Genomic DNA, 18471 nt, shown 5'->3' with positions numbered 1-18471 from the left:
GTTTTGTGAGAGACGTTATTATGTTACCCGTTCTCGCCTCTTCGAGTGGTCATCGTGTCCCGACTTTTTTCTATCTTTGTCGCATTTGTCGCCAGTTTTCTGCTGATGAGTTCAGCTCACGCCGAAGTCAAAGTTCTCACCAGTATCAAGCCTCTACAGCTGATCGCCGCTGCGGTGCAGGACGGTGTGGCGATTCCGGAAGTCTTGCTCCCGCCCGGCGCCTCCCCGCATAACTATGCCTTGCGCCCATCCGACGTACGGAAGGTGCAATCGGTGGATCTGGTTTACTGGATCGGGCCGGGCATGGAAGGTTTCCTGCCACGCGTGCTGAGTGGTCGTACGCTGCCGAGCGTCGCCGTGCAGGACCTGCCGGACCTGAAACTGCGACGTTTCGCCGAAGATAGCCACTCCCACGCTGAAGAAGCCGACGAGCATGATCACGATCACCGCCCCGGCAGTCTGGACGCGCACTTGTGGCTTTCGCCGGTCAACGCCCGCGTCATCGCCACAAAAATGGCGGCTGACTTGAGTGCAGCCGATCCGGCCAATGCCGCACGTTATCAGAGCAACCTCAAGGCGTTCGATGAGCGTCTGGATGCAATGGATCTTCGCTTGAAAGCGCGTCTGGCCGGTATCGCGGGCAAACCGTACTTCGTATTCCACGAGGCCTTCGACTACTTTGAAGACGCCTACGGCCTCAAGCACACCGGCGTATTCAGCGTCGCCGCCGAGGTCCAGCCCGGCGCCCAGCACGTCGCGGCGATGCGCACTCGATTGCAGGAAGTCGGCAAAACCTGTGTGTTCAGCGAACCGCCGTTGCGTCCGCGTCTGGCGGAAACCCTGGTGGCGGGTTTGCCCGTCAAGCTAGCAGAGCTTGATGCGCTTGGCGGATACACGCCGGCGACCGCTCAGGGGTATGAGCAGGTGCTGGAGAAATTGGGGAATGATTTGGCGGGGTGCCTGGAGTCGTTGTAACCCAGACATTTGTGTCGCCCCCATTCGCGAGCAGGCTCGCTCCCACAGGGAATTTCGAGTGAACACAAAACATGTGCTCACATCAGTCAACTGTGGGAGCGAGCCTGCTCGCGAAGCTTTTAAAGGGCGAACGGCAGCGGCGTTTTGACGTGCTGCCGCTGCGCCAGACGCTGCTGAAACTCCATCGGATCGTGAATCAGCACGTCCTGCCCGGCGAAAGACTCAGCTGCAATCAGCCGAGACAACCAGAACCGCACACACGCCACCCGCAGCATCGTCGGCCACAACTCCGCCTCGGCCGCCGTGAACGGTCGCAGTGCTGCATAAGCGCCAAGCAATGCCCTCGCCCGCGGCCCGTCGATCAACCCGTCCTCGTCCGAACACCAGTCGTTCAACGCAATGGCCACGTCGTAGAGCATCGGCCCCGAACAGGCGTTGTAGAAGTCGATCAACCCGGTCAGGTGAGTGCCTTCGAACATCGCGTTATCGCGGAACAGATCGGCGTGGATGTTGGCTCGCGGCAGCGCCAGAATTTTCGTCTTCTTCTGTGTGATTTCGTCCAGCGCCCGTTGCAGCAGATCACTTTGCTCGGCATTGAGGTGCGACAGCAACTGCGTGCCCTCTTCCAGCATCCAGTCCAGGCCGCGATCGGTCTTGCGCTTGATCATGTTGGCCTGGGTCGCAAGGTGCAGATGGCCGAGCAACTCGCCGACCTGAGCGCAATGCTGCGCATTGGCTTCCTTGATGTGCTTGCCGGCCAGACGCGGCTGCAATAACGCAGGTTTGCCGGCCAGCTCGCGCAAGGCGACGCCGTCGGTGGTGCGCAAGGCATAAGGCACTGGCAGGTCGGCGTCATGCAGCACGTCGAGCAGTTCAATGAAGAACGGCATTTCCTGAACCGGACCGCGCTCAACCAGGGTCAGGACAAATTCGCCCTGCTCCAGGCTGATGAAGAAATTGGTGTTTTCGCTACCGGCGGCAATCCCCTGGAAATCAAGCAGGCGGCCGAGCCCGTAAGGGGCGAGAAAGGTTTCCAGCTCGGGCCGAGCCAGCGGGGTGAACACAGACATGTTTGAACTGCCAGTACGGGCGCCGCTGTTTGAGCCGGCGCCGATTGAAATTAAGAAGCTACTTCCACTCAAAAATCTTCCACGACGGAATCAGCATATCCGGCTGATCCGAGCGGATGTAGTTTGCATCTGTCCCATCAGCGCGCACCAGAAAATACGGCGGTGCGCCCTTCGGCGTGACCTTGATTGCGTACAGGAAACCGTTTTGGCGGTACTCCTGGATGGTTTTGTCCCCTTCCGTGCGGATCGTGACTTCTGGCTCCGGTGTCGGCGCATCGTCCGCCGCCATGACGGCCAACGGAACGGATGCAAACAACCCAGCCAGCAACAGGCGATTTAGTGTGCGCATGATAACCTTGTCCCTTTGTCGTCAACGGTCCCGCTATTCTAGCGCCGGACCCGCCGAAAAGGTTGATCCTGCTCATGAGCCAAGCCCCCCTCGTCCTGGTGGACGGTTCTTCTTACCTGTACCGCGCCTTTCACGCCCTGCCGCCGCTGACCACTTCCAAAGGTTTGCCGACCGGTGCGGTCAAAGGCGTGCTGAACATGCTCAAGAGTCTGCGCAAGCAGTACCCGGAAAGTCCGTTCGCCGTGGTGTTCGACGCCAAGGGCGGGACATTCCGGGACGAAATGTTCGCCGAGTACAAGGCCAACCGCCCGAGCATGCCCGACGACATGCGCGTGCAAATCGAGCCGCTGCACCAGAGCGTGATCGCTTTGGGCTTCCCGCTCCTGTGTGTCGAAGGCGTCGAAGCCGATGACGTGATCGGCACCCTGGCCCGCAGCAGCGCGGCGGCCGACCGCCCGGTGGTGATCTCCACCGGCGACAAGGACATGGCGCAGTTGGTCGATGGCCACATTACCTTGGTCAATACCATGACCGGTAGCGCGCTGGACGTGGAGGGCGTGAAGGAGAAATTCGGCGTCGCTCCCGAGCAGATCATCGATTACCTGGCACTCATGGGTGATTCTTCCGACAACATTCCGGGCGTTCCGGGCATTGGTCCGAAGACCGCCTCCGGCCTGTTGGTCGGCGTGAACGGCGGCCTGACCGAGCTCTATGCGCAGCTCGACATCATCCCGACCCTGCCGATTCGCGGGGCCAAAACCCTGCCGGCCAAGCTCGAAGAGCACAAGGAGATGGCGTTTCTCTCCTATCAATTGGCAACCATCAAAATCGACGTGCCGCTGGATATCGGCCTCGATGACCTGCAAATGGGCACGCCGGATCACGACAAACTCGCCGAGCTCTACACCCTGCTGGAGTTCAAGAGCTGGTTCGAAGAGAACCAGCGCGACGCCAAGCGTTCCGGCCAGGAAGTCGCCGCTCCGGTGGCTGAAGAAGCGACCGTCGATACCGAACTCAAGTACACCACTGTCCTCACCCAGGCTGATTTCGACCTGTGGCTGAAGAAGCTCAACGACGCCAAGCTGATTGCCTTCGACACCGAAACCACTGGCATCGATGCGCAGCAGGCGCAACTGGTGGGCCTGTCTTTCGCTGTACAAGCCAACGAAGCGGCCTACATCCCGCTGACCCATTCCTACATGGGCGTGCCCGACCAGCTCGATCGCGATACCGTGCTGCGCGCGCTGAAGCCGATCCTGGAAGACCCGAGCAAACTCAAGGTTGGGCAGCACGCCAAATTCGACATGAACATCCTGGCCAACTGCGCCATCGGTGGCGATCAGAGCTGCGGCATCACCGTCCAAGGCGTCGCTTTCGACACGATGCTCGAATCCTACGTGCTGGACTCCACCGCGACCCGTCACGACATGGACAGCCTGGCGCTCAAGTACCTGAATCACACGACCACCAGTTTTCAGGACATCGCCGGCAAAGGCGCCAAGCAGCTGACGTTTGACCAGATATCTCTGGAACTGGCCGGGCCGTACGCCGCCGAAGACGCCGACGTGACACTGCGCCTGCATCAAACCCTGCTGGAAAAACTCAACGCAATTCCGAGCCTGAGCAAGGTCCTGAGCGAAATCGAAATGCCGTTGGTGCCGGTACTGGCGCGGATCGAACGCCAAGGCGCGCTGGTCGATGCCAACCTGTTGGGCATTCAGAGCGTTGAACTGGGCGAAAAAATGGTCGCCCTCGAGCGTGAGGCGTTCGCCATCGCCGGGGAAGAATTCAACCTCGGCTCGCCGAAGCAATTGGGCGTGATCCTGTACGAAAAACTCGGCCTGCCAATCCTCAGCAAAACCGCCAAGGGCCAGGCGTCCACCGCCGAAGCCGTGCTGGCGGAACTGGCCGAACAGGATTTCCCGCTACCCAAAGTGCTGATGCAGTACCGCTCGATGAGCAAGCTGAAAAGTACCTACACCGATCGCCTGCCAGAGCAGATCAACCCGCGCACCGGGCGGATTCACACCTCTTACCACCAAGCCGTAGCGGCAACCGGGCGTTTGTCGTCCAGTGATCCGAACCTGCAGAACATTCCTATCCGCACCGCTGAAGGGCGTCGGATTCGTCAGGCGTTCGTCGCACCAAAAGGCTACAAGCTGCTGGCCGCTGACTATTCGCAAATCGAACTGCGAATTATGGCTCACCTGGCCAAGGACGAAGGGTTGCTGCACGCGTTCCGCAATGACCTGGACGTGCACAAGGCCACCGCCGCCGAAGTTTTCGGCGTTGAACTGGCAGAGGTCACCACTGATCAGCGTCGTAGCGCCAAGGCGATCAACTTCGGTTTGATCTACGGTATGAGCGCGTTTGGTCTGGCCAAGCAGATTGGTGTTGATCGCAAGCAATCCCAGGCCTACATCGACCGTTACTTCGCCCGTTACCCAGGCGTGCTGGAATACATGGAACGCACCCGCGCCCAGGCCGCCGAACAAGGTTTCGTTGAAACCATCTTCGGTCGTCGCCTGTACCTGCCGGAAATCAACGCGAAAAACCCGGCCCTGCGCAAAGGTGCCGAACGCACGGCGATCAACGCCCCGATGCAAGGCACCGCGGCGGACATCATCAAGAAAGCCATGATTGCCGTGGATAGCTGGCTGACAGCGTCAGGTCTCGACGCCAAAGTCATCCTGCAGGTGCACGATGAATTGGTTCTGGAGGTGCGTGAAGATTTGGTCGACCAGGTCCGCGATGAAATTCGCGTGCACATGAGCGACGCAGCGAAGCTTGATGTGCCGCTGTTGGTCGAGGTTGGGGTAGGAAATAACTGGGATGAGGCTCACTGAACCGTCTGAAAAGGCGTTTTCCGCTGCGGCATAGTGCCGCGGCAGAAAGACCGAAGGGCTCTTAGTTCGGAAAATTCGAAGGCCTATTCCAAAGGCTTTTTAAAAAATTCTGAACTAATCTCCTGAATCGCCACTCAGAGTTACTGAATGGGTGGTGAAGCCCTTCGATGCTCCTAATGTTGTGTTAAGTGTTGGCAGATATCTGGACCCCGCCCTAGCGGTCCGGAACTTGAACCCCGGAACTTCCCCCTCCCCATAAGAAGTCCGGGGTTTTTTTTGCCCGCGATTTATTGCTCGGCAATCTCCGAGCCCTTGTCCGCGAGTTCCATCCAGCCTGCCAGTACAGTGTAGGCGTCTTCCAGGCCCATGCGTTTTGGCGCCGAGAACAGCTGGATGCTGATCGCATCACCCCAACCCTTGCGGATGTCTGCCTGAACTTTGAGCAGGACGTTTTTCGCCGCGCCGTAGGTCAGCTTGTCGGCTTTGGTCAGCAAAATGTGCATCGGCATGCCGCTGGCGACGGCCCAGTCGAGCATCAGCAGGTCGAAATCGGTCATTGGATGACGGATGTCCATCATCAAAATCAGACCTTTCAAACTCTCACGACCACCCAGATAGGCTTCCAGGTGACGCTGCCAGTGCAGCTTCAACGGGATAGGCACTTTCGCGTAACCGTAACCCGGCAGGTCGACCAGACGACGATCATCGTCTAGCTTGAAGAAGTTCAAGAGCTGCGTGCGACCCGGAGTTTTCGAGGTCCGCGCAAGGCTGGCGTGCGTCAAGGTGTTCAGCGCACTGGACTTGCCGGCGTTGGAACGCCCGGCGAAGGCCACTTCAAAGCCTTCGTCGTCGGGACATTGGTCGACTTTGGCAGCGCTGAGCATGAAGGTGGACTGTTGGCACAGGCCGAGGATGGGGTTCTTGAGTTGCATGGGATTTCCGATGTGGGCGGCGCCGGGAATGGACGCGGCGAGCAGTGTCGTTTCCGTTTCAGTGACGCCAGTATATAATGCCGCAGATTTTGTGTGCGCTTTGTCCCAGCGTAGGATGAAGTTCACGAGAGCGATTAACCTTGATTGCGCACTAGAACGCAGCACGCTCTCAACCCTGAAAAGGTCGTTTTATGACGAAATGGCTGCTAGCTGCCGGTGTCTTGATGCCGCTTTACAGCGCTCAGGCTACACAGGATCCGGAAGCTGTGTACAACCGTGTTTGTGGTGCCTGTCATTCCGGCCAACTACCCATGGCGCCCCAAAAGGGCGATCAGGAAGCTTGGACGCCGAGGTTGGCGAAAGGTATGGAGACGCTGGTGCAACACGTGACCCAGGGTTTCAAGGCGATGCCGCCGCGTGGTTTGTGCATGGACTGCAGTGCCGAGGATTACCAAGCAATCATCCAGTGGATGAGCGAGTGATCCCGGTCCATAACTCTTTAACCCTTAGCCGTAGTTGGATTAGCTGATGAACAAATTGATCGTGAGTCTGCTGTTGACCGTGGGGATCTCCGGCATTGCCCATGCTGCAGGTGATGCGACTGCTGGTCAGGCGAAAGCCGCAGTATGTGGCGCCTGTCATGGCCCGGATGGCAACAGTATGGCGCCTAACTTTCCGAAACTGGCAGGCCAGGGCGAGCGTTATCTGAACAAGCAGCTACACGACATCAAGTCCGGCAAACGCACGGTACTGGAAATGACCGGCCTGCTGACCAACCTGAGCGATCAGGATCTGGCCGATATCTCCGCCTACTTCGCCAGCCAGAAAGGCAGCGTTGGCGCCGCCGACCCGAAAGTCGTTTCTCGCGGTGAAGCACTGTTCCGTGGCGGCGATCTGGCCAAGGGCCTGCCAGCCTGCACCGGTTGCCACTCGCCAAATGGCGCGGGTAACGCAGCCGCCGGCTTCCCGCACCTGGGCGGCCAGCACGCTCAGTATGTAGCCAAGCAACTGACCGACTTCCGCAAGGAAGAAGGCGGTCGCAGCAACGATGGCGACACCAAAACCATGCAGACCATTGCCAAACGGCTGAGCGACGAAGATATCGCAGCGGTGTCCAGCTACATTCAAGGCCTGCACTAAGGCCGGCGAATCGGGCGTTGCGAGAGGTGCACATCTCCCGCAACGTTAACGCTCGATTAATCTGTCGATGCAAGCATAAAAAGGGTGGCTTAGGCCGCCCTTTTTTGTGGCCGCTGCCGTTACACTACAGAACTCAAGCCCGCCAGGATCTGTCTGAAAACAGGTCGCGCGAGGCGAACCAAATTGTCCAGGAGTAAAGCATGCGTAATCTGATCATCAGCGCCGCACTCGTCGCTGCCAGCCTGTTCGGCATGACCGCCCAAGCTGCTGAAGCACCCGCAGCGCCTTATGTCGAACTGACCAATCCCGTCCCGGTAGCTGTGCCTGGCAAGATCGAAGTGGTGGAGCTGTTCTGGTACGGCTGTCCACATTGCTATGCTTTCGAACCGGTGATCAACCCATGGGCTGAGAAACTGCCTTCCGATGTGAACTTCGTGCGGATCCCAGCCATGTTCGGCGGCCCGTGGGATGCACACGGCCAGATGTTCCTGGCCCTGGAAGCCATGGGTGTCGAGAACAAGGTCCACGCGGCGGTGTTCAATGCGATTCAGAAAGAACACAAGAAGCTCGTCGACAAGAATGAAATGGCCGACTTCCTGGCAACTCAAGGCGTAGACAAAGACAAGTTCCTCGCTACTTTTGACTCCTTTGCCATCAAAGGCCAGATCAACAAGGCCCGTGAGCTGGCCAAGAAATATGAAATCTCCGGCGTTCCAACCATGATCGTCAACGGCAAGTATCGCTTCGACGTGGGCTCTGCCGGCGGCGCCGAGCAAGCATTACAACTGGCCGACAAGCTGATCGACAAAGAGCGAGCGGCTAACAAGGCTGCTGCCAACTAAGCGCGGGGCCTACCATGCGCCGCTGGGGTACTGAACGCGTCGTTGGCCTGCATGATCCGCGGGTCAACGAGCATCATCTGGAATCGTCGGGCCTGCCTGCGGACAGCCGTCTGCGTCTGCTCAGTTTCAATATCCAGGTTGGCATCAGTACCGAGCGCTATCACCACTACCTGACCCGGGGCTGGCAGCATCTGTTGCCGCACACCGGGCGTGCCGACAATCTGCAAAAGATCGGCAATCTGTTGGGCGACTTCGATCTGGTCGCCTTGCAGGAGGCCGATGGCGGCAGCCTGCGATCAGGCTACGTCAATCAGGTTGAACACCTGGCCCAGCTCGGCGCATTCCCCTACTGGTATCAACAACTCAATCGCAATCTCGGACGCCTCGGCCAGCACAGCAATGGTGTACTCAGCCGCCTGCGCCCGTGGGCGATTGAAGATCATCCGCTACCGGGGCCCAAGGGTCGCGGGGCGATTCTGGTGCGCTTTGGCGAAGGTCCTGAGGCGCTGGTAGTGGTCATGATGCACCTGGCGCTGGGCGCTCGCGCCCGCAGCATGCAACTGGCTTACATTCGCGAGTTGATCGGCGGCTATAAACACCAGGTGCTGATGGGCGACATGAATACCCATGCCAGTGACTTGCTGCAAAATTCCCCGCTGCGCGACCTCGGCCTGCTCGCGCCGCAACTGGAAGCGACGTTCCCTAGCTGGCGCCCGCAGCGCTGCCTGGACCATATTCTGCTGAGCCCCACCCTGACCCTTGAAAAGGTCGAGGTGCTGGCACAACCCATTTCCGATCACCTGCCGGTCGCGGTAGAGATTCGTCTGCCGGGTTCGCTCACGGCTGATGCATTGCCCGCGCTGAGTCCTGCCCCTCGCGGATCCCATGAATGAGCGACGAAGCACAGCGCTGGAAAGAGAAATACCTCAAAAGCATCGAACAACAGGAAAAGCTCGAACGTCGATGGGACGCCCGGCTCGACCTGCTGCGTCGTGGCCTGGTGCGCAGCACGCTGGCAGCCGAGGGCACTGACCGCGTCGTTGACCAATGCATGAAGGAGATGCGTGAAGTCGTGCGCACCGACGACATGGACGCCGGCCTGGCCGCCCTGCTTCCGCGGCTGGAAAAAGCCGTGCTCGACTCCGAACAACGCCGGGAGACCCGGGTTAACCAGACCAGCGCCGCATTGACCGCGCTGGTCTCGCAGCTTCAAACATTACCGCTGCCCCGGGAAGTAAGCCGGCCGCTGAAAAACTTCGCCAAACAGCTGGATGCAAGAGTCGGGCAGGCGCGCGAGATTCCGTTGCTGCTCAGCGAACTGAGCGGTCTGCAAGGCAAAGCCCTGAATCAGCTCGAAAACCCGGCGGAGCCCGGCCGCCCTGGTTTGCTGCAACGACTGTTTGGTAGCCGTGAAGCGGATGAAACGGCATCACAGGTCACCCCCGCCGCCGTCCCTATGCCCATCCCGCAACATGCCGAAGCAGTAGCTGTGCCTCATGCCGAAACACCACAGATAGCTATCGATCTCGCACCAGAGGTCGATAAACCGCAAGTGGCGGTTGCACAAGTCGCCGCTACCGCCGCACTCGAGCCACTGGCGACAGAGTCTCTGCCAGCGCCTTCTCCTGCGGTCGTAGCGTTTGTCCCGCCGGTGCTTGAGCCGGAGCAAGCACGACCCCAGACTCCAGATACGCAACCGAAATCGCCACCGGACATTGAACATCCAGAAGAATCCGCGCCATCAATCATCGAGCCAGCCACACAGGCTCTCCCGGCAATCAATCCCGACGAACTAACCTCGGCGGTCTATCTCGACAGCCTGCCGCTGCCCCCGGCCATGGCCCAGGTGTTGGCCGCGGTCGATCCTGAACAACCCGAGCCGGATATTCTCTACGCCCTGCCGGACTCACCCGAGCCGTCCTACAGCTCGGTGGCCAAGCACATCGAAGACACGCTACTGGGCCTGCTCGATGACCTGACACTGCCCGAGCGCCATCGTCCGCAAGCCGAAGCGATGCGTGATCGCCTGCAAAACGGTTTGAATTGGTACGAACTGCTGCCAATCCTCGACGATCTGGCAACCTTGATGCTGGCCATCACCGACAGCGGCCAGCACGAATTCGAAGCCTATTTGCAGCAGCTCAACGAACGCCTCGAGTCGTTCCAAAGCAACTTGCAAGCCGCCAGTGAAGGCCATGCCGACAACCGTTCTGCCGCACGCGAGATGGACACGCAGATCCGCGAGCAGGTCGATGGCTTGCAGAGCAGCATGCAGGAAGCTGCCGACCTGGACGACCTCAAGCACGTCCTGGAAAACCATCTGGAAGGCCTGCTCGGCACCATGGACCAGCACCAGAAACAGCGTGACGAGCGCGAGCAGGAAGTCGCGGCCCGCCTCCATGGTCTGGCCGAACGCGTTGCGCACATGGAGCAGGAAGCCCTGGGCTACCGCGAGCATCTCGAAGAGCAGCGTCAGAAAGCCTTGATCGACCCGCTGACCGGTCTGCCTAACCGGGCAGCCTGGAGCGAACGATTGGAACACGAAATCACCCAATGGCAGCAACACGGCAACACCCTGTTGCTGGCAATGCTCGACCTCGACCATTTCAAACGCATTAACGATAACTATGGTCACCTGGCGGGCGACAAAGTACTGAAAATCATCGCCAGCGTGCTACGCAAGCGCCTGCGCGGGACGGATTTCATTGCCCGGTTCGGCGGAGAGGAGTTTGTCCTGTTGATGCCAGCCACAGTGCCAGCTGCCGGTGCGAAACTGCTGGAAAACCTGCGCACCTCGATCGAAGCCTGCCCTTTCCACTTCAAGGGTGAGCCGGTCACCATCACCATTTCCATGGGCCTGACTGCGTTCAAGCCCGGCGAACATAGCGATCTGGTACTTAAAAGAGCCGATCAGGCGCTATATCGCGCGAAACATGCCGGCCGTAACCGGGTGGAATTGGGCTGACGATCAATTGTTCCATTTTGTTTAAAACTTCGCGCTGGCCGCCTGCGAGCAAGGCAGTACGTTACACTGTTGCATTACTGTCTTGCGTGTATTGCCTTCTGCCATGAAATATCTATCTCTCATCGTGTCGCTGATTCTGTTGGCCGGTTGTGCCAGCGGCCCCCGGTTCGACACCCGTCACCCTTCAGCCAATTACGACAGCCGTATTCAATTCGTGGTCGTGCACTACACCTCCGCGTCACTGGAGCGCTCGCTGCAACTGCTGACCCATGGTGACGTCAGCAGCCACTATCTGATTGGCGACGACAAGGGCGCCACCATCTACAAGCTGATGGATGAAAACCTTCGAGCCTGGCACGCCGGGGAAAGCGAATGGCAAGGCCGGACCTGGTTGAACTCCAGCTCAATTGGCATCGAAATTGTCAACCCGGGTTTTAAAGACACCCCTACCGGGCGCCTTTGGTACCCCTACAGCGAAGATCAGGTTCAATCCCTGATCGTCCTGCTCAAGGACATCAGCAAGCGTTACACCATCAATCCCCGCAGCATTATTGGCCATAGCGACATCGCCCCGCTGCGCAAGCTCGATCCGGGGCCGCTGTTCCCCTGGAAGCGTCTGGCGGCCGAAGGCTTGGGGATCTGGCCAAATGAGCAGGCCGTAACGCGTCAGCAAGCACAGTTCGAAGTACAACTGCCAACCATCAGTTGGTTTCAGGCACAGCTGGCCCGCCTGGGTTATCCCACGCCGCAAACCGGCGAACTGGATGTTGCAACGCGTCATGTGATTGCGGCCTTCCAGATGCATTTCCGGCCATCACGTTTCGATGGCACACCGGATGCTCAAACCGCGGCACTTCTACAAGTACTGATCCAGACAAAATAATGACGCCCGCCCGACGGTCAGGGCTTTTTCCCAATCAGCAGCTATAACTCATTGGTAATTCTTCGGATATTCCATATGCCTGCAGCTCGAGAGACGCTACGTAGTTGGTTCTATCGCCCTTGGTTTTTGGCGATACTGGCTGCTGCCTTGAGCGCGACACTCCTGATGGCCGGCAGCCTGTTCGTGGCCATGCATCAAGTCGAGCAGAGCGAAAGCGAAGAAATGAATGCCCAGGGCGAGCGCTTCCTTGCTCGTCTGGAGCAACTTTTCGGGCAGCTGCGTGAAAGCCTCGACGACCTGGAAGCCCAGCCGTTACGTGGCTGCGATGACGAAATGATCGCGACCTTGCAACAGGTCAGCTTCAACTATCGCTTCGTTTATGAAGCCGCTTATATGGACGCCTCGCGAATCTGCTCCAACCGCCCCCGTCAGGAAGGGCTGTCGATGATAAGACCGCCAGACATCAAGGGCCCGACTTACAGTTACTGGCTGAACACCACCACCGAACCCGATGAAAACCGCGCCGCGCTGATGCTCGGACGCGGCAATTTTCGTGTCGCGACGTCTCGCGGGCATTTGACTGACATGGTCGACTTGTCACCGGGAAGCAGCCTGCTGGTGGTGCTCGACAATGGTACGCGCGCGATTCCGGTACTGGGTGTCTCACAGGTCTGGCCACCGACCGAAGCCTGGCCCCCGAAAAGCCTCGACGCGCTACAAGTGACGCAAACCCGCTTGATTTACCGCATGCCCACCAACAATCCCGGATACCAATTGGTACTTATCAGTCCGCGCACCGGCATGCACGTACCCGCAGTCTGGTGGTGGTTGCTGCCGGCCAGCCTGGCGCTAGCCGTATGCGTGGGCTTTCTGGTGTTTCTGCTGGTGCGCCAGCGACAGTCGCTGGACGCCGAACTGACCGGTGCCATACGGCGAGGCGAATTGCAGGTGTTGTATCAACCGATCTTCGACCTCGACAGCCGTAACTGTGTCGGAGCAGAAGCCTTGCTGCGCTGGCGAAGGCCGGACGGCACCCTGACCAGCCCCGACCTGTTTATTCCAATGGCGGAAAACACCGGCCAGATCCGCCAGATGACCGACTTCGTCCTGCAACGCCTGCTTGAGCAGCTTGGTCAATTGTTGCGGGCCAATCCGCAACTGTACATCTCGGTCAACCTGGCGGCCTGCGACGTCATGGTGCCGCGTATCGGTCAGGTGATGGCACGCCTGCTGACCTTGCACCGTGTCGCGGCAAAGCAAATTGCTTTCGAGGTCACTGAGCGGGGATTGATCGATGTCGTGGTAGCCCGGGAAAACCTGCAAGCCTTGCGGGATGTCGGGCATCAGGTGCTGATTGATGACTTTGGCACCGGCTATTGCAGCCTCGCCTACCTGCAAACCCTGCCAGTCGATTGCCTGAAAATCGATAAGGCGTTCATCGATGCGCTGGGTCATGACGCTGCGAGTAGCGGTGTCGCACCGCACATCATTCATATGGCCCATGCCCTGCAACTCAAAGTCATTGCCGAAGGCATCGAACATGAATCCCAGGTGACGTTTCTGAGCAGTGAAGGCGTGAAGTTCGGTCAGGGTTGGCTATTCGCCCATGCGTTGAGTGCGGTGCAGTTAATCGAGCTGATTACCCGTGGTCGCCGATTGGCCGCCCGACGTCTCGATGACGAAGCCTGAAGCGGCTGCGACTTATACCGACAGCGCCATGTAGAACTGAGTACCCTGCCCCGGCCGCGAATAAACACCCATCCGACCGCCGTGTAACTGCACGATCTCCTTACACAGTGCCAGACCGAGCCCGGCACCGCCCTTTTTGCGACCCACCTGTACAAAGGGTTCGAAAATCCGCCCCTGCTGGCCATAGGCAATGCCTTCGCCGTTGTCCTCGACGCTGATAATCACTCGCGCCCCATGGCGTCGAGCCAGTAACCGTATTTGCCCTCCGGGGGCGGTGTGGCGCAACGCGTTGTCGATCAGATTATCGAGCACCCGGTCCAGCTGCGGCTGATCAGCCTGCAATCGCGGCAATGGCCCTTGCACTTCCACCAACAGATCGATGCCCTTCTCTTCTGCAGGGCCGGCAAAACGTGCTCGGGCCTGCTCCAGAAAATCCTCGATGGCGCACGGCGCCAACGTGAGTTTCTGTAATCCGTTCTGGTAGCGGGAGAAGTTCAGCAGGTCGTTGATCAACTGCATCAAACGCTGCATCTCTTCATTCACAGTGTCGAGCAGATCAGACTCACGCGAATCCTTGGCAAAGTGCGTGCGCTCGCGAAACAGGCCGAACGCCATGTGCATCCCGGTAACCGGCGTTCGCAATTCATGGGAGGCGCGCAGCACGAACTCACTGCGCACCCGCTCGAATGCCCGCTGTTCGGTGACGTCATGCAGCACCATCACGGCGCCGAGAATATGGCCCTGTGTATGGCTGACCGGTGTCAGGCTAAAGGTCAGCAACCGCGACTCACCGTCGACCTCGATACTCAGGTCCTCAGGCGCCCGCTCCAGGGTGCCGCCGCGCAGCACCAGTTGCAGCTGGTCATCGAGTTCGGGACGCTCAAGCGCCGTACCCAGCCCTTGACCGAGACGATCGGTGTCCCAACCCAACTGACGCTGTGCAACCGGGTTGAGGTGTTCCAGATGCCCCTCGCGGTCGATCATCAGCAACCCGTCGTCGATGCAGTCGAGCACGGCCTGCAAACGCTGCTGGCCTGCGAGCAACTCATCGACATTGGTGGCCTGATGCTCGCGCAGGGCCTCGGCCATGATCCCGAAGCGCTTGGTCAGCTGGTTCATTTCCACGGCCGAGGAAATCGGCAGCGTCACTTCGAAATTACCTTGACCGATGTTGTCCGCCGCCTGAGCCAGGGCCTCGATCGGTGCACCAAAACGTCGAGCGATAGCATGGGCGGTGACAAAGCCGATGATCAGCACCGCCAGCCCCACCAACCCGAGCAGGCCGGCAATCAGGAGCGCCCTCTCTCGAGCCTGGCGCTCGGTAGCATTGATGTTATCCAGCGCACGCTGTTGCTCGACGATCAAACCATTGCGCAGCGCATTGAATTTTTCGGTGAGTTCTTCGTTGCCACTCAACACTTGCGTCGAGTCACGGGACAGGTCGTACGCCTGCAGAAAGCTCAGGTAGTCAGTCTTGGCCTGTTCGAAACCGTACTGGCGCTCATCGCCTTCTTGAGCATGGACAATGCCGTCATCAAGCAGCTGAAAATAATGCTGCTTGGACGCCTCGAACGCTGCAGGATCCGGCTTCTCGCTGAGCATGATCATCAGTTGATCGCCCAGGGCCTGACGCAATTTCAGCCCCAGGTCGAGCGTGACGAAATTGTTGCGAATCAGCGCTTCCTGGGAACTCGCCATCTGCATCACGCTGACCAGCCCGAGCAACAGCCCAAGCAGCGCCACGGTGATCAGTGCGGAAATACTCAGAAACAGCCGCGTGCGCAACTTCATCGCCAGTTTCATCGCAGACAGCTCACAGGTTGTACTGCTTGCGTTTGCGGTACAACGTCGAGGCATCGATTCCCAGCGTCTTGGCGGCCTGGTCCAGCGTGTCTGCGGTGGCGAGGACCGCTCCGATGTGGGCTTTTTCCAACTCATCCAGACTCAACGCAGCGCCAATGCGCGGCGCGTTGTTGACCGGGGTTTCAGCCATGCCCAAGTGACTGATCTCCACCCGCTCCTGTGGACAAATGATGCTTGCCCGCTCCACAACGTTGCGCAATTCGCGAATGTTCCCCGGCCAGCGGTAGCCGAGCAGCGCTTCACGGGCTTCGTCGCTGAAGCACCGAGCCGGACGCGCGTATTCCTTGACGAAACGGGCCAGAAAGCGATCGGCCAGGTTCAGAATATCTTCCCTGCGCTCGCGCAGTGGCGGCAGGTGCAAGGTGATGACGTTCAGGCGGTAGAGCAGGTCTTCGCGGAAACGGCCATCGCGGACCATGTCTTCGAGGTTCTGGTTAGTGGCCGCGAGGATGCGCACATCGGCGCGGCGGGTGACCGGGTCGCCCACCCGTTCGTATTCTTTATCCTGGATGAAACGCAGCAGTTTAGGTTGCAAAACCAACGGAAAATCGCCGATCTCGTCAAGAAACAGCGTCCCACCGTCGGCCTGATTGACACGACCCAGAGTACTTTCGCTGGCCCCGGTGAACGCGCCACGGCTGTGGCCGAAGAGCTCGCTTTCCATCAGTTCGGCGGTCAGGGACGGGCAGTTGATCGTGATGCAGGATTTCTTCGCGCGCTTGCTCCAGCCGTGAATGGCCTGGGACAGCTCACCTTTACCGGTGCCGGACTCGCCGAGAATCAAAATATTGGCATCGGTGCTGGCCACCTGGCGGGCGGTTTCGAACACGACTTTCATCGCCGGGCTGTGAGAGTCCAGGCCATCCTTGGGTTTGCGCACTTCACCTTCAAGGGCTTCCAGGCGTGCCGACAGTTGCCGCACTTCCAGCTGCTTGGCGGTGGCCAGGCGCAATTGGTCGGGGCTGCAAGGCTTGACCAGATAGTCGGCGGCACCGGCCTGAATGGCATCCACGGCGGTATCCACGGCCGAATGAGCGGTGACGATCACCACCCGCATCCACGGCGCTTGAATGCGCATTTGGGCCAGCACATCGAGGCCATTGTCTTCACCCAGACGCAGGTCGAGGAAGCACAGGTCGAAGACTTGGCGCTGAAGCAGTGCATCAGCCTGGGCGGCGCTGTTAGCGGTAGCGACGCTGTAGCCTTCATCTTCGAGGCAATAACGGAAAGTGCGCAGGATAGCGGATTCATCGTCCACCAGCAGAATGCGGCCTTGATGCTCAGTGGCTGATTCCATTTTCCTACGCTCCTTAATGAATAATCTTGGTTAGTCCCGGAAAAATCGGGCAAGTTGCATGGTTGATTCTGGTCGATTCCAGCCACAGCAGCGTAGCTCTCTCCTCACCCTACGGCTAATCGCCTGATTTTGTTGTTTTTTTATCAGATAGCCGGTTCGCAGACGATTGCTGGTGTCCCCTTGTGACATCCGCGCCCTCCTCGCAATTCAAAAATATTGAAGTTCCTGCGAATACATCGTGCATTACGCACGACCTCAAAAGGACCATCGTGCAGGATGCGTCCGATCCGATTTACACATCATTCATAACAAATTGATTTTATTGGTTTTTATGATCGTGAAAAGCTGGCATGCAGGCTGCAATGGTCTGATTAACCAGGGCATTTAAAAAGTCGCCCCTGACAAGATCACCACCGTGTGGGAGGAGCTTCAGGAATGAGTCGCCAACGTGCCGCCCAGTTGCGTATCTCGCCACTGCATCTCCAGCAAGGTCTGTTTGCTGTTCTGGCGCTATTGATCACCTTTATCGGCGGCCAGCAGTTTCAGCGTTGGGAGCAGAGCCAGCAGCAAGAAGCGCCACGCTTGTCGATTCAGCACCCGACCCAAACCCATTTCAGTGCGGCCAGCAGTCACCAGGCTGATAGCCCCCCAATGCGAATGATGGACGTCGACCAGGCTCAGCCTGTGGATGAGATGCCTCGCCAGGAACGTTGGGTGTTCTAAACAGATGAACTTGGCGCGTCGATGCGCCGGGAAAAGCACCACAAGCAACATCTCTAAATAGAAGCGTAAGGAGAATCACCATGTTGAGCTGGGCAATCACATTCTTGATCATTGCCATCATCGCTGCGGTACTGGGCTTCGGTGGTATCGCGGGCACCGCCACGGGTATCGCCAAGATTCTCTTTGTCGTGTTCCTGGTGATGTTCATTGCTTCCTTCTTCTTTGGCCGTCGCGGTCGAGGGTGAACATGAGCGTTTTGTTAAAGACACTGGCAGCCGCCCTGCTTCTGGGCGGTAGTGCCATGGCAACAGCGGAAGATCCACACTGATACTGAATTCGTAACATGAAAGAAGCAGCATGGCTTCTTTCCACTGCGCTACCCGAGGAAGGTAGACGCATGATCAAGGGGCCGGGACGTTCTGCCTGTTTCAGGGGCGGAGTGACCTACGGGTACAGGGAGTGCCTGCGCAAGGGCCGGGTCAGGCAGAAGCTGCGACGCAAGTTCGCCGATCACTCATGGATCGACGGACCTGCGAAGAGCTTCGTCAGCGCAAAGTGTTGTCCTAGAGCGTTCTGCTCGCCTCCTCCGCTCCACCTCCGTAAATCCCTCGCAAAGCCATTTCGCGGTGTTTCTTTGGTGACCGTATATCGAGAATACTGCAACTGAAAGACCGAGAATTTTCGCGCTTAAACGTAGGCTTTTTCCCAATTTTTAGCCCACATTCCTTCGCTCAAAAAACAACCAACCTCCTCTGCGATGGCCGGTTCACGGCACTTATGCCTGCCGAAATGTCGTATTCGAACCGGGTGGGACGCGGGTTTCAGTTAAAAAAGCTCATGCCGATTCGGCATAGGGTAGGCGTTTACGGCATTAGACGTTGCTTCCTTGCATCTGAA

General features: G+C 58.6%; 16 protein-coding genes. 11 read left to right on the top strand and 5 right to left on the bottom strand.

From position 1 onward, the window contains the following. Positions 1-54: 54 nt before the first annotated feature. Complete coding sequence (gene znuA / locus ACYZTW_RS01225; RefSeq protein ID WP_462003422.1) at positions 55-975, top strand: zinc ABC transporter substrate-binding protein ZnuA; 921 nt, start codon at positions 55-57, stop codon at positions 973-975. A gap of 119 nt (positions 976-1094) precedes the next feature. On the opposite strand, the gene ACYZTW_RS01220 is transcribed toward znuA, so the two are convergent. Both ACYZTW_RS01220 and ACYZTW_RS01215 read right to left on the bottom strand, forming a co-directional pair. Next, entirely contained in the window at positions 1095-2045 is a 951-nt protein-coding gene (locus ACYZTW_RS01220) for a homoserine kinase (protein ID WP_462003421.1), read from the bottom strand. Between the two features lie 58 nt (positions 2046-2103). Beyond that, positions 2104-2394 carry a DUF2782 domain-containing protein gene (locus ACYZTW_RS01215; RefSeq protein ID WP_008156001.1) on the bottom strand — a complete coding sequence of 97 codons (291 nt, stop codon included), beginning with the start codon at positions 2392-2394 and terminating at the stop codon, positions 2104-2106. Positions 2395-2468: 74 nt separating this feature from the next. Here ACYZTW_RS01215 and polA point away from each other — a divergent pair, with 74 nt between their 5' ends. Further along, positions 2469-5240: a DNA polymerase I gene (gene polA, locus ACYZTW_RS01210; protein ID WP_462003420.1), complete on the top strand. Its 2772-nt coding sequence runs from the start codon at positions 2469-2471 to the stop codon at positions 5238-5240. A gap of 287 nt (positions 5241-5527) precedes the next feature. Here the strand turns inward: polA and yihA are convergent, their stop codons facing one another. Continuing rightward, positions 5528-6172 carry a ribosome biogenesis GTP-binding protein YihA/YsxC gene (gene yihA, locus ACYZTW_RS01205; RefSeq protein ID WP_033059788.1) on the bottom strand — a complete coding sequence of 215 codons (645 nt, stop codon included), beginning with the start codon at positions 6170-6172 and terminating at the stop codon, positions 5528-5530. Positions 6173-6363: 191 nt separating this feature from the next. On the opposite strand from yihA, the gene ACYZTW_RS01200 reads away from it, so the two are divergent. The 7 genes from ACYZTW_RS01200 (at position 6364) to ACYZTW_RS01170 (ending at position 13691) form a co-directional block, all read left to right on the top strand. Then, positions 6364-6654 carry a c-type cytochrome gene (locus ACYZTW_RS01200; protein ID WP_007947948.1) on the top strand — a complete coding sequence of 97 codons (291 nt, stop codon included), beginning with the start codon at positions 6364-6366 and terminating at the stop codon, positions 6652-6654. 46 nt (positions 6655-6700) lie between these two features. Then, positions 6701-7312 carry a c-type cytochrome gene (locus ACYZTW_RS01195; protein WP_462003419.1) on the top strand — a complete coding sequence of 204 codons (612 nt, stop codon included), beginning with the start codon at positions 6701-6703 and terminating at the stop codon, positions 7310-7312. Positions 7313-7512: 200 nt separating this feature from the next. Further along, a complete protein-coding gene (locus ACYZTW_RS01190) occupies positions 7513-8154 on the top strand; it encodes a thiol:disulfide interchange protein DsbA/DsbL (protein ID WP_462003418.1) in 642 nt (213 codons plus the stop codon). A gap of 14 nt (positions 8155-8168) precedes the next feature. Beyond that, the gene (locus ACYZTW_RS01185) at positions 8169-9047 is read left to right on the top strand and encodes an endonuclease/exonuclease/phosphatase family protein (RefSeq protein WP_462003417.1); all 879 of its coding nucleotides are present in this window, start codon (positions 8169-8171) and stop codon (positions 9045-9047) included. Then, complete coding sequence (locus ACYZTW_RS01180; RefSeq protein ID WP_462003416.1) at positions 9044-11119, top strand: GGDEF domain-containing protein; 2076 nt, start codon at positions 9044-9046, stop codon at positions 11117-11119. The genes ACYZTW_RS01185 and ACYZTW_RS01180 overlap by 4 nt, the downstream gene beginning before the upstream one ends. A 103-nt stretch (positions 11120-11222) precedes the next feature. Continuing rightward, entirely contained in the window at positions 11223-12002 is a 780-nt protein-coding gene (locus tag ACYZTW_RS01175) for an N-acetylmuramoyl-L-alanine amidase (protein ID WP_462003415.1), read from the top strand. 75 nt (positions 12003-12077) lie between these two features. Beyond that, positions 12078-13691, top strand: a complete 1614-nt coding sequence (locus ACYZTW_RS01170) for an EAL domain-containing protein (RefSeq protein WP_462003414.1) — start codon at positions 12078-12080, stop codon at positions 13689-13691. Between the two features lie 12 nt (positions 13692-13703). Here ACYZTW_RS01170 and ACYZTW_RS01165 read toward each other — a convergent pair whose 3' ends face one another. Both ACYZTW_RS01165 and algB read right to left on the bottom strand, forming a co-directional pair. Next, positions 13704-15494: a KinB sensor domain-containing domain gene (locus ACYZTW_RS01165; protein WP_462003413.1), complete on the bottom strand. Its 1791-nt coding sequence runs from the start codon at positions 15492-15494 to the stop codon at positions 13704-13706. A gap of 10 nt (positions 15495-15504) precedes the next feature. Continuing rightward, a complete protein-coding gene (gene algB / locus ACYZTW_RS01160) occupies positions 15505-16851 on the bottom strand; it encodes a sigma-54-dependent response regulator transcription factor AlgB (protein WP_462003412.1) in 1347 nt (448 codons plus the stop codon). A gap of 435 nt (positions 16852-17286) precedes the next feature. Between algB and ACYZTW_RS01155 the strand changes: the two genes are divergently transcribed. Next, positions 17287-17574 (top strand): hypothetical protein, encoded by a 288-nt coding sequence (locus ACYZTW_RS01155; protein ID WP_462003411.1) that lies wholly within the window; start codon positions 17287-17289, stop codon positions 17572-17574. Positions 17575-17654: 80 nt separating this feature from the next. Continuing rightward, positions 17655-17819 carry a DUF1328 domain-containing protein gene (locus ACYZTW_RS01150; protein ID WP_003177151.1) on the top strand — a complete coding sequence of 55 codons (165 nt, stop codon included), beginning with the start codon at positions 17655-17657 and terminating at the stop codon, positions 17817-17819. Positions 17820-18471: the final 652 nt, after the last annotated feature.

The organism is Pseudomonas sp. LB3P25 (assembly GCF_054897985.1).
Note: the sequence above shows the minus strand (reverse complement) of the source record. Positions and strands in the feature narration are given on the sequence as shown.

Bases quoted from the DNA above. Each gene is read 5' to 3' on its own strand.
- ACYZTW_RS01165 (WP_462003413.1), bottom strand. From the start codon at position 15,494: ATGAAACTGGCGATGAAGTTGCGCACGCGGCTGTTTCTGAGTATTTCC.
- ACYZTW_RS01150 (WP_003177151.1), top strand. From the start codon at position 17,655: ATGTTGAGCTGGGCAATCACATTCTTGATCATTGCCATCATCGCTGCG.
- ACYZTW_RS01220 (WP_462003421.1), bottom strand. From the start codon at position 2,045: ATGTCTGTGTTCACCCCGCTGGCTCGGCCCGAGCTGGAAACCTTTCTC.
- ACYZTW_RS01170 (WP_462003414.1), top strand. From the start codon at position 12,078: ATGCCTGCAGCTCGAGAGACGCTACGTAGTTGGTTCTATCGCCCTTGG.
- yihA (WP_033059788.1), bottom strand. From the start codon at position 6,172: ATGCAACTCAAGAACCCCATCCTCGGCCTGTGCCAACAGTCCACCTTC.
- ACYZTW_RS01195 (WP_462003419.1), top strand. From the start codon at position 6,701: ATGAACAAATTGATCGTGAGTCTGCTGTTGACCGTGGGGATCTCCGGC.
- ACYZTW_RS01185 (WP_462003417.1), top strand. From the start codon at position 8,169: ATGCGCCGCTGGGGTACTGAACGCGTCGTTGGCCTGCATGATCCGCGG.
- algB (WP_462003412.1), bottom strand. From the start codon at position 16,851: ATGGAATCAGCCACTGAGCATCAAGGCCGCATTCTGCTGGTGGACGAT.
- ACYZTW_RS01215 (WP_008156001.1), bottom strand. From the start codon at position 2,394: ATGCGCACACTAAATCGCCTGTTGCTGGCTGGGTTGTTTGCATCCGTT.
- ACYZTW_RS01155 (WP_462003411.1), top strand. From the start codon at position 17,287: ATGAGTCGCCAACGTGCCGCCCAGTTGCGTATCTCGCCACTGCATCTC.
- ACYZTW_RS01175 (WP_462003415.1), top strand. From the start codon at position 11,223: ATGAAATATCTATCTCTCATCGTGTCGCTGATTCTGTTGGCCGGTTGT.
- ACYZTW_RS01200 (WP_007947948.1), top strand. From the start codon at position 6,364: ATGACGAAATGGCTGCTAGCTGCCGGTGTCTTGATGCCGCTTTACAGC.
- ACYZTW_RS01180 (WP_462003416.1), top strand. From the start codon at position 9,044: ATGAGCGACGAAGCACAGCGCTGGAAAGAGAAATACCTCAAAAGCATC.
- ACYZTW_RS01190 (WP_462003418.1), top strand. From the start codon at position 7,513: ATGCGTAATCTGATCATCAGCGCCGCACTCGTCGCTGCCAGCCTGTTC.
- polA (WP_462003420.1), top strand. From the start codon at position 2,469: ATGAGCCAAGCCCCCCTCGTCCTGGTGGACGGTTCTTCTTACCTGTAC.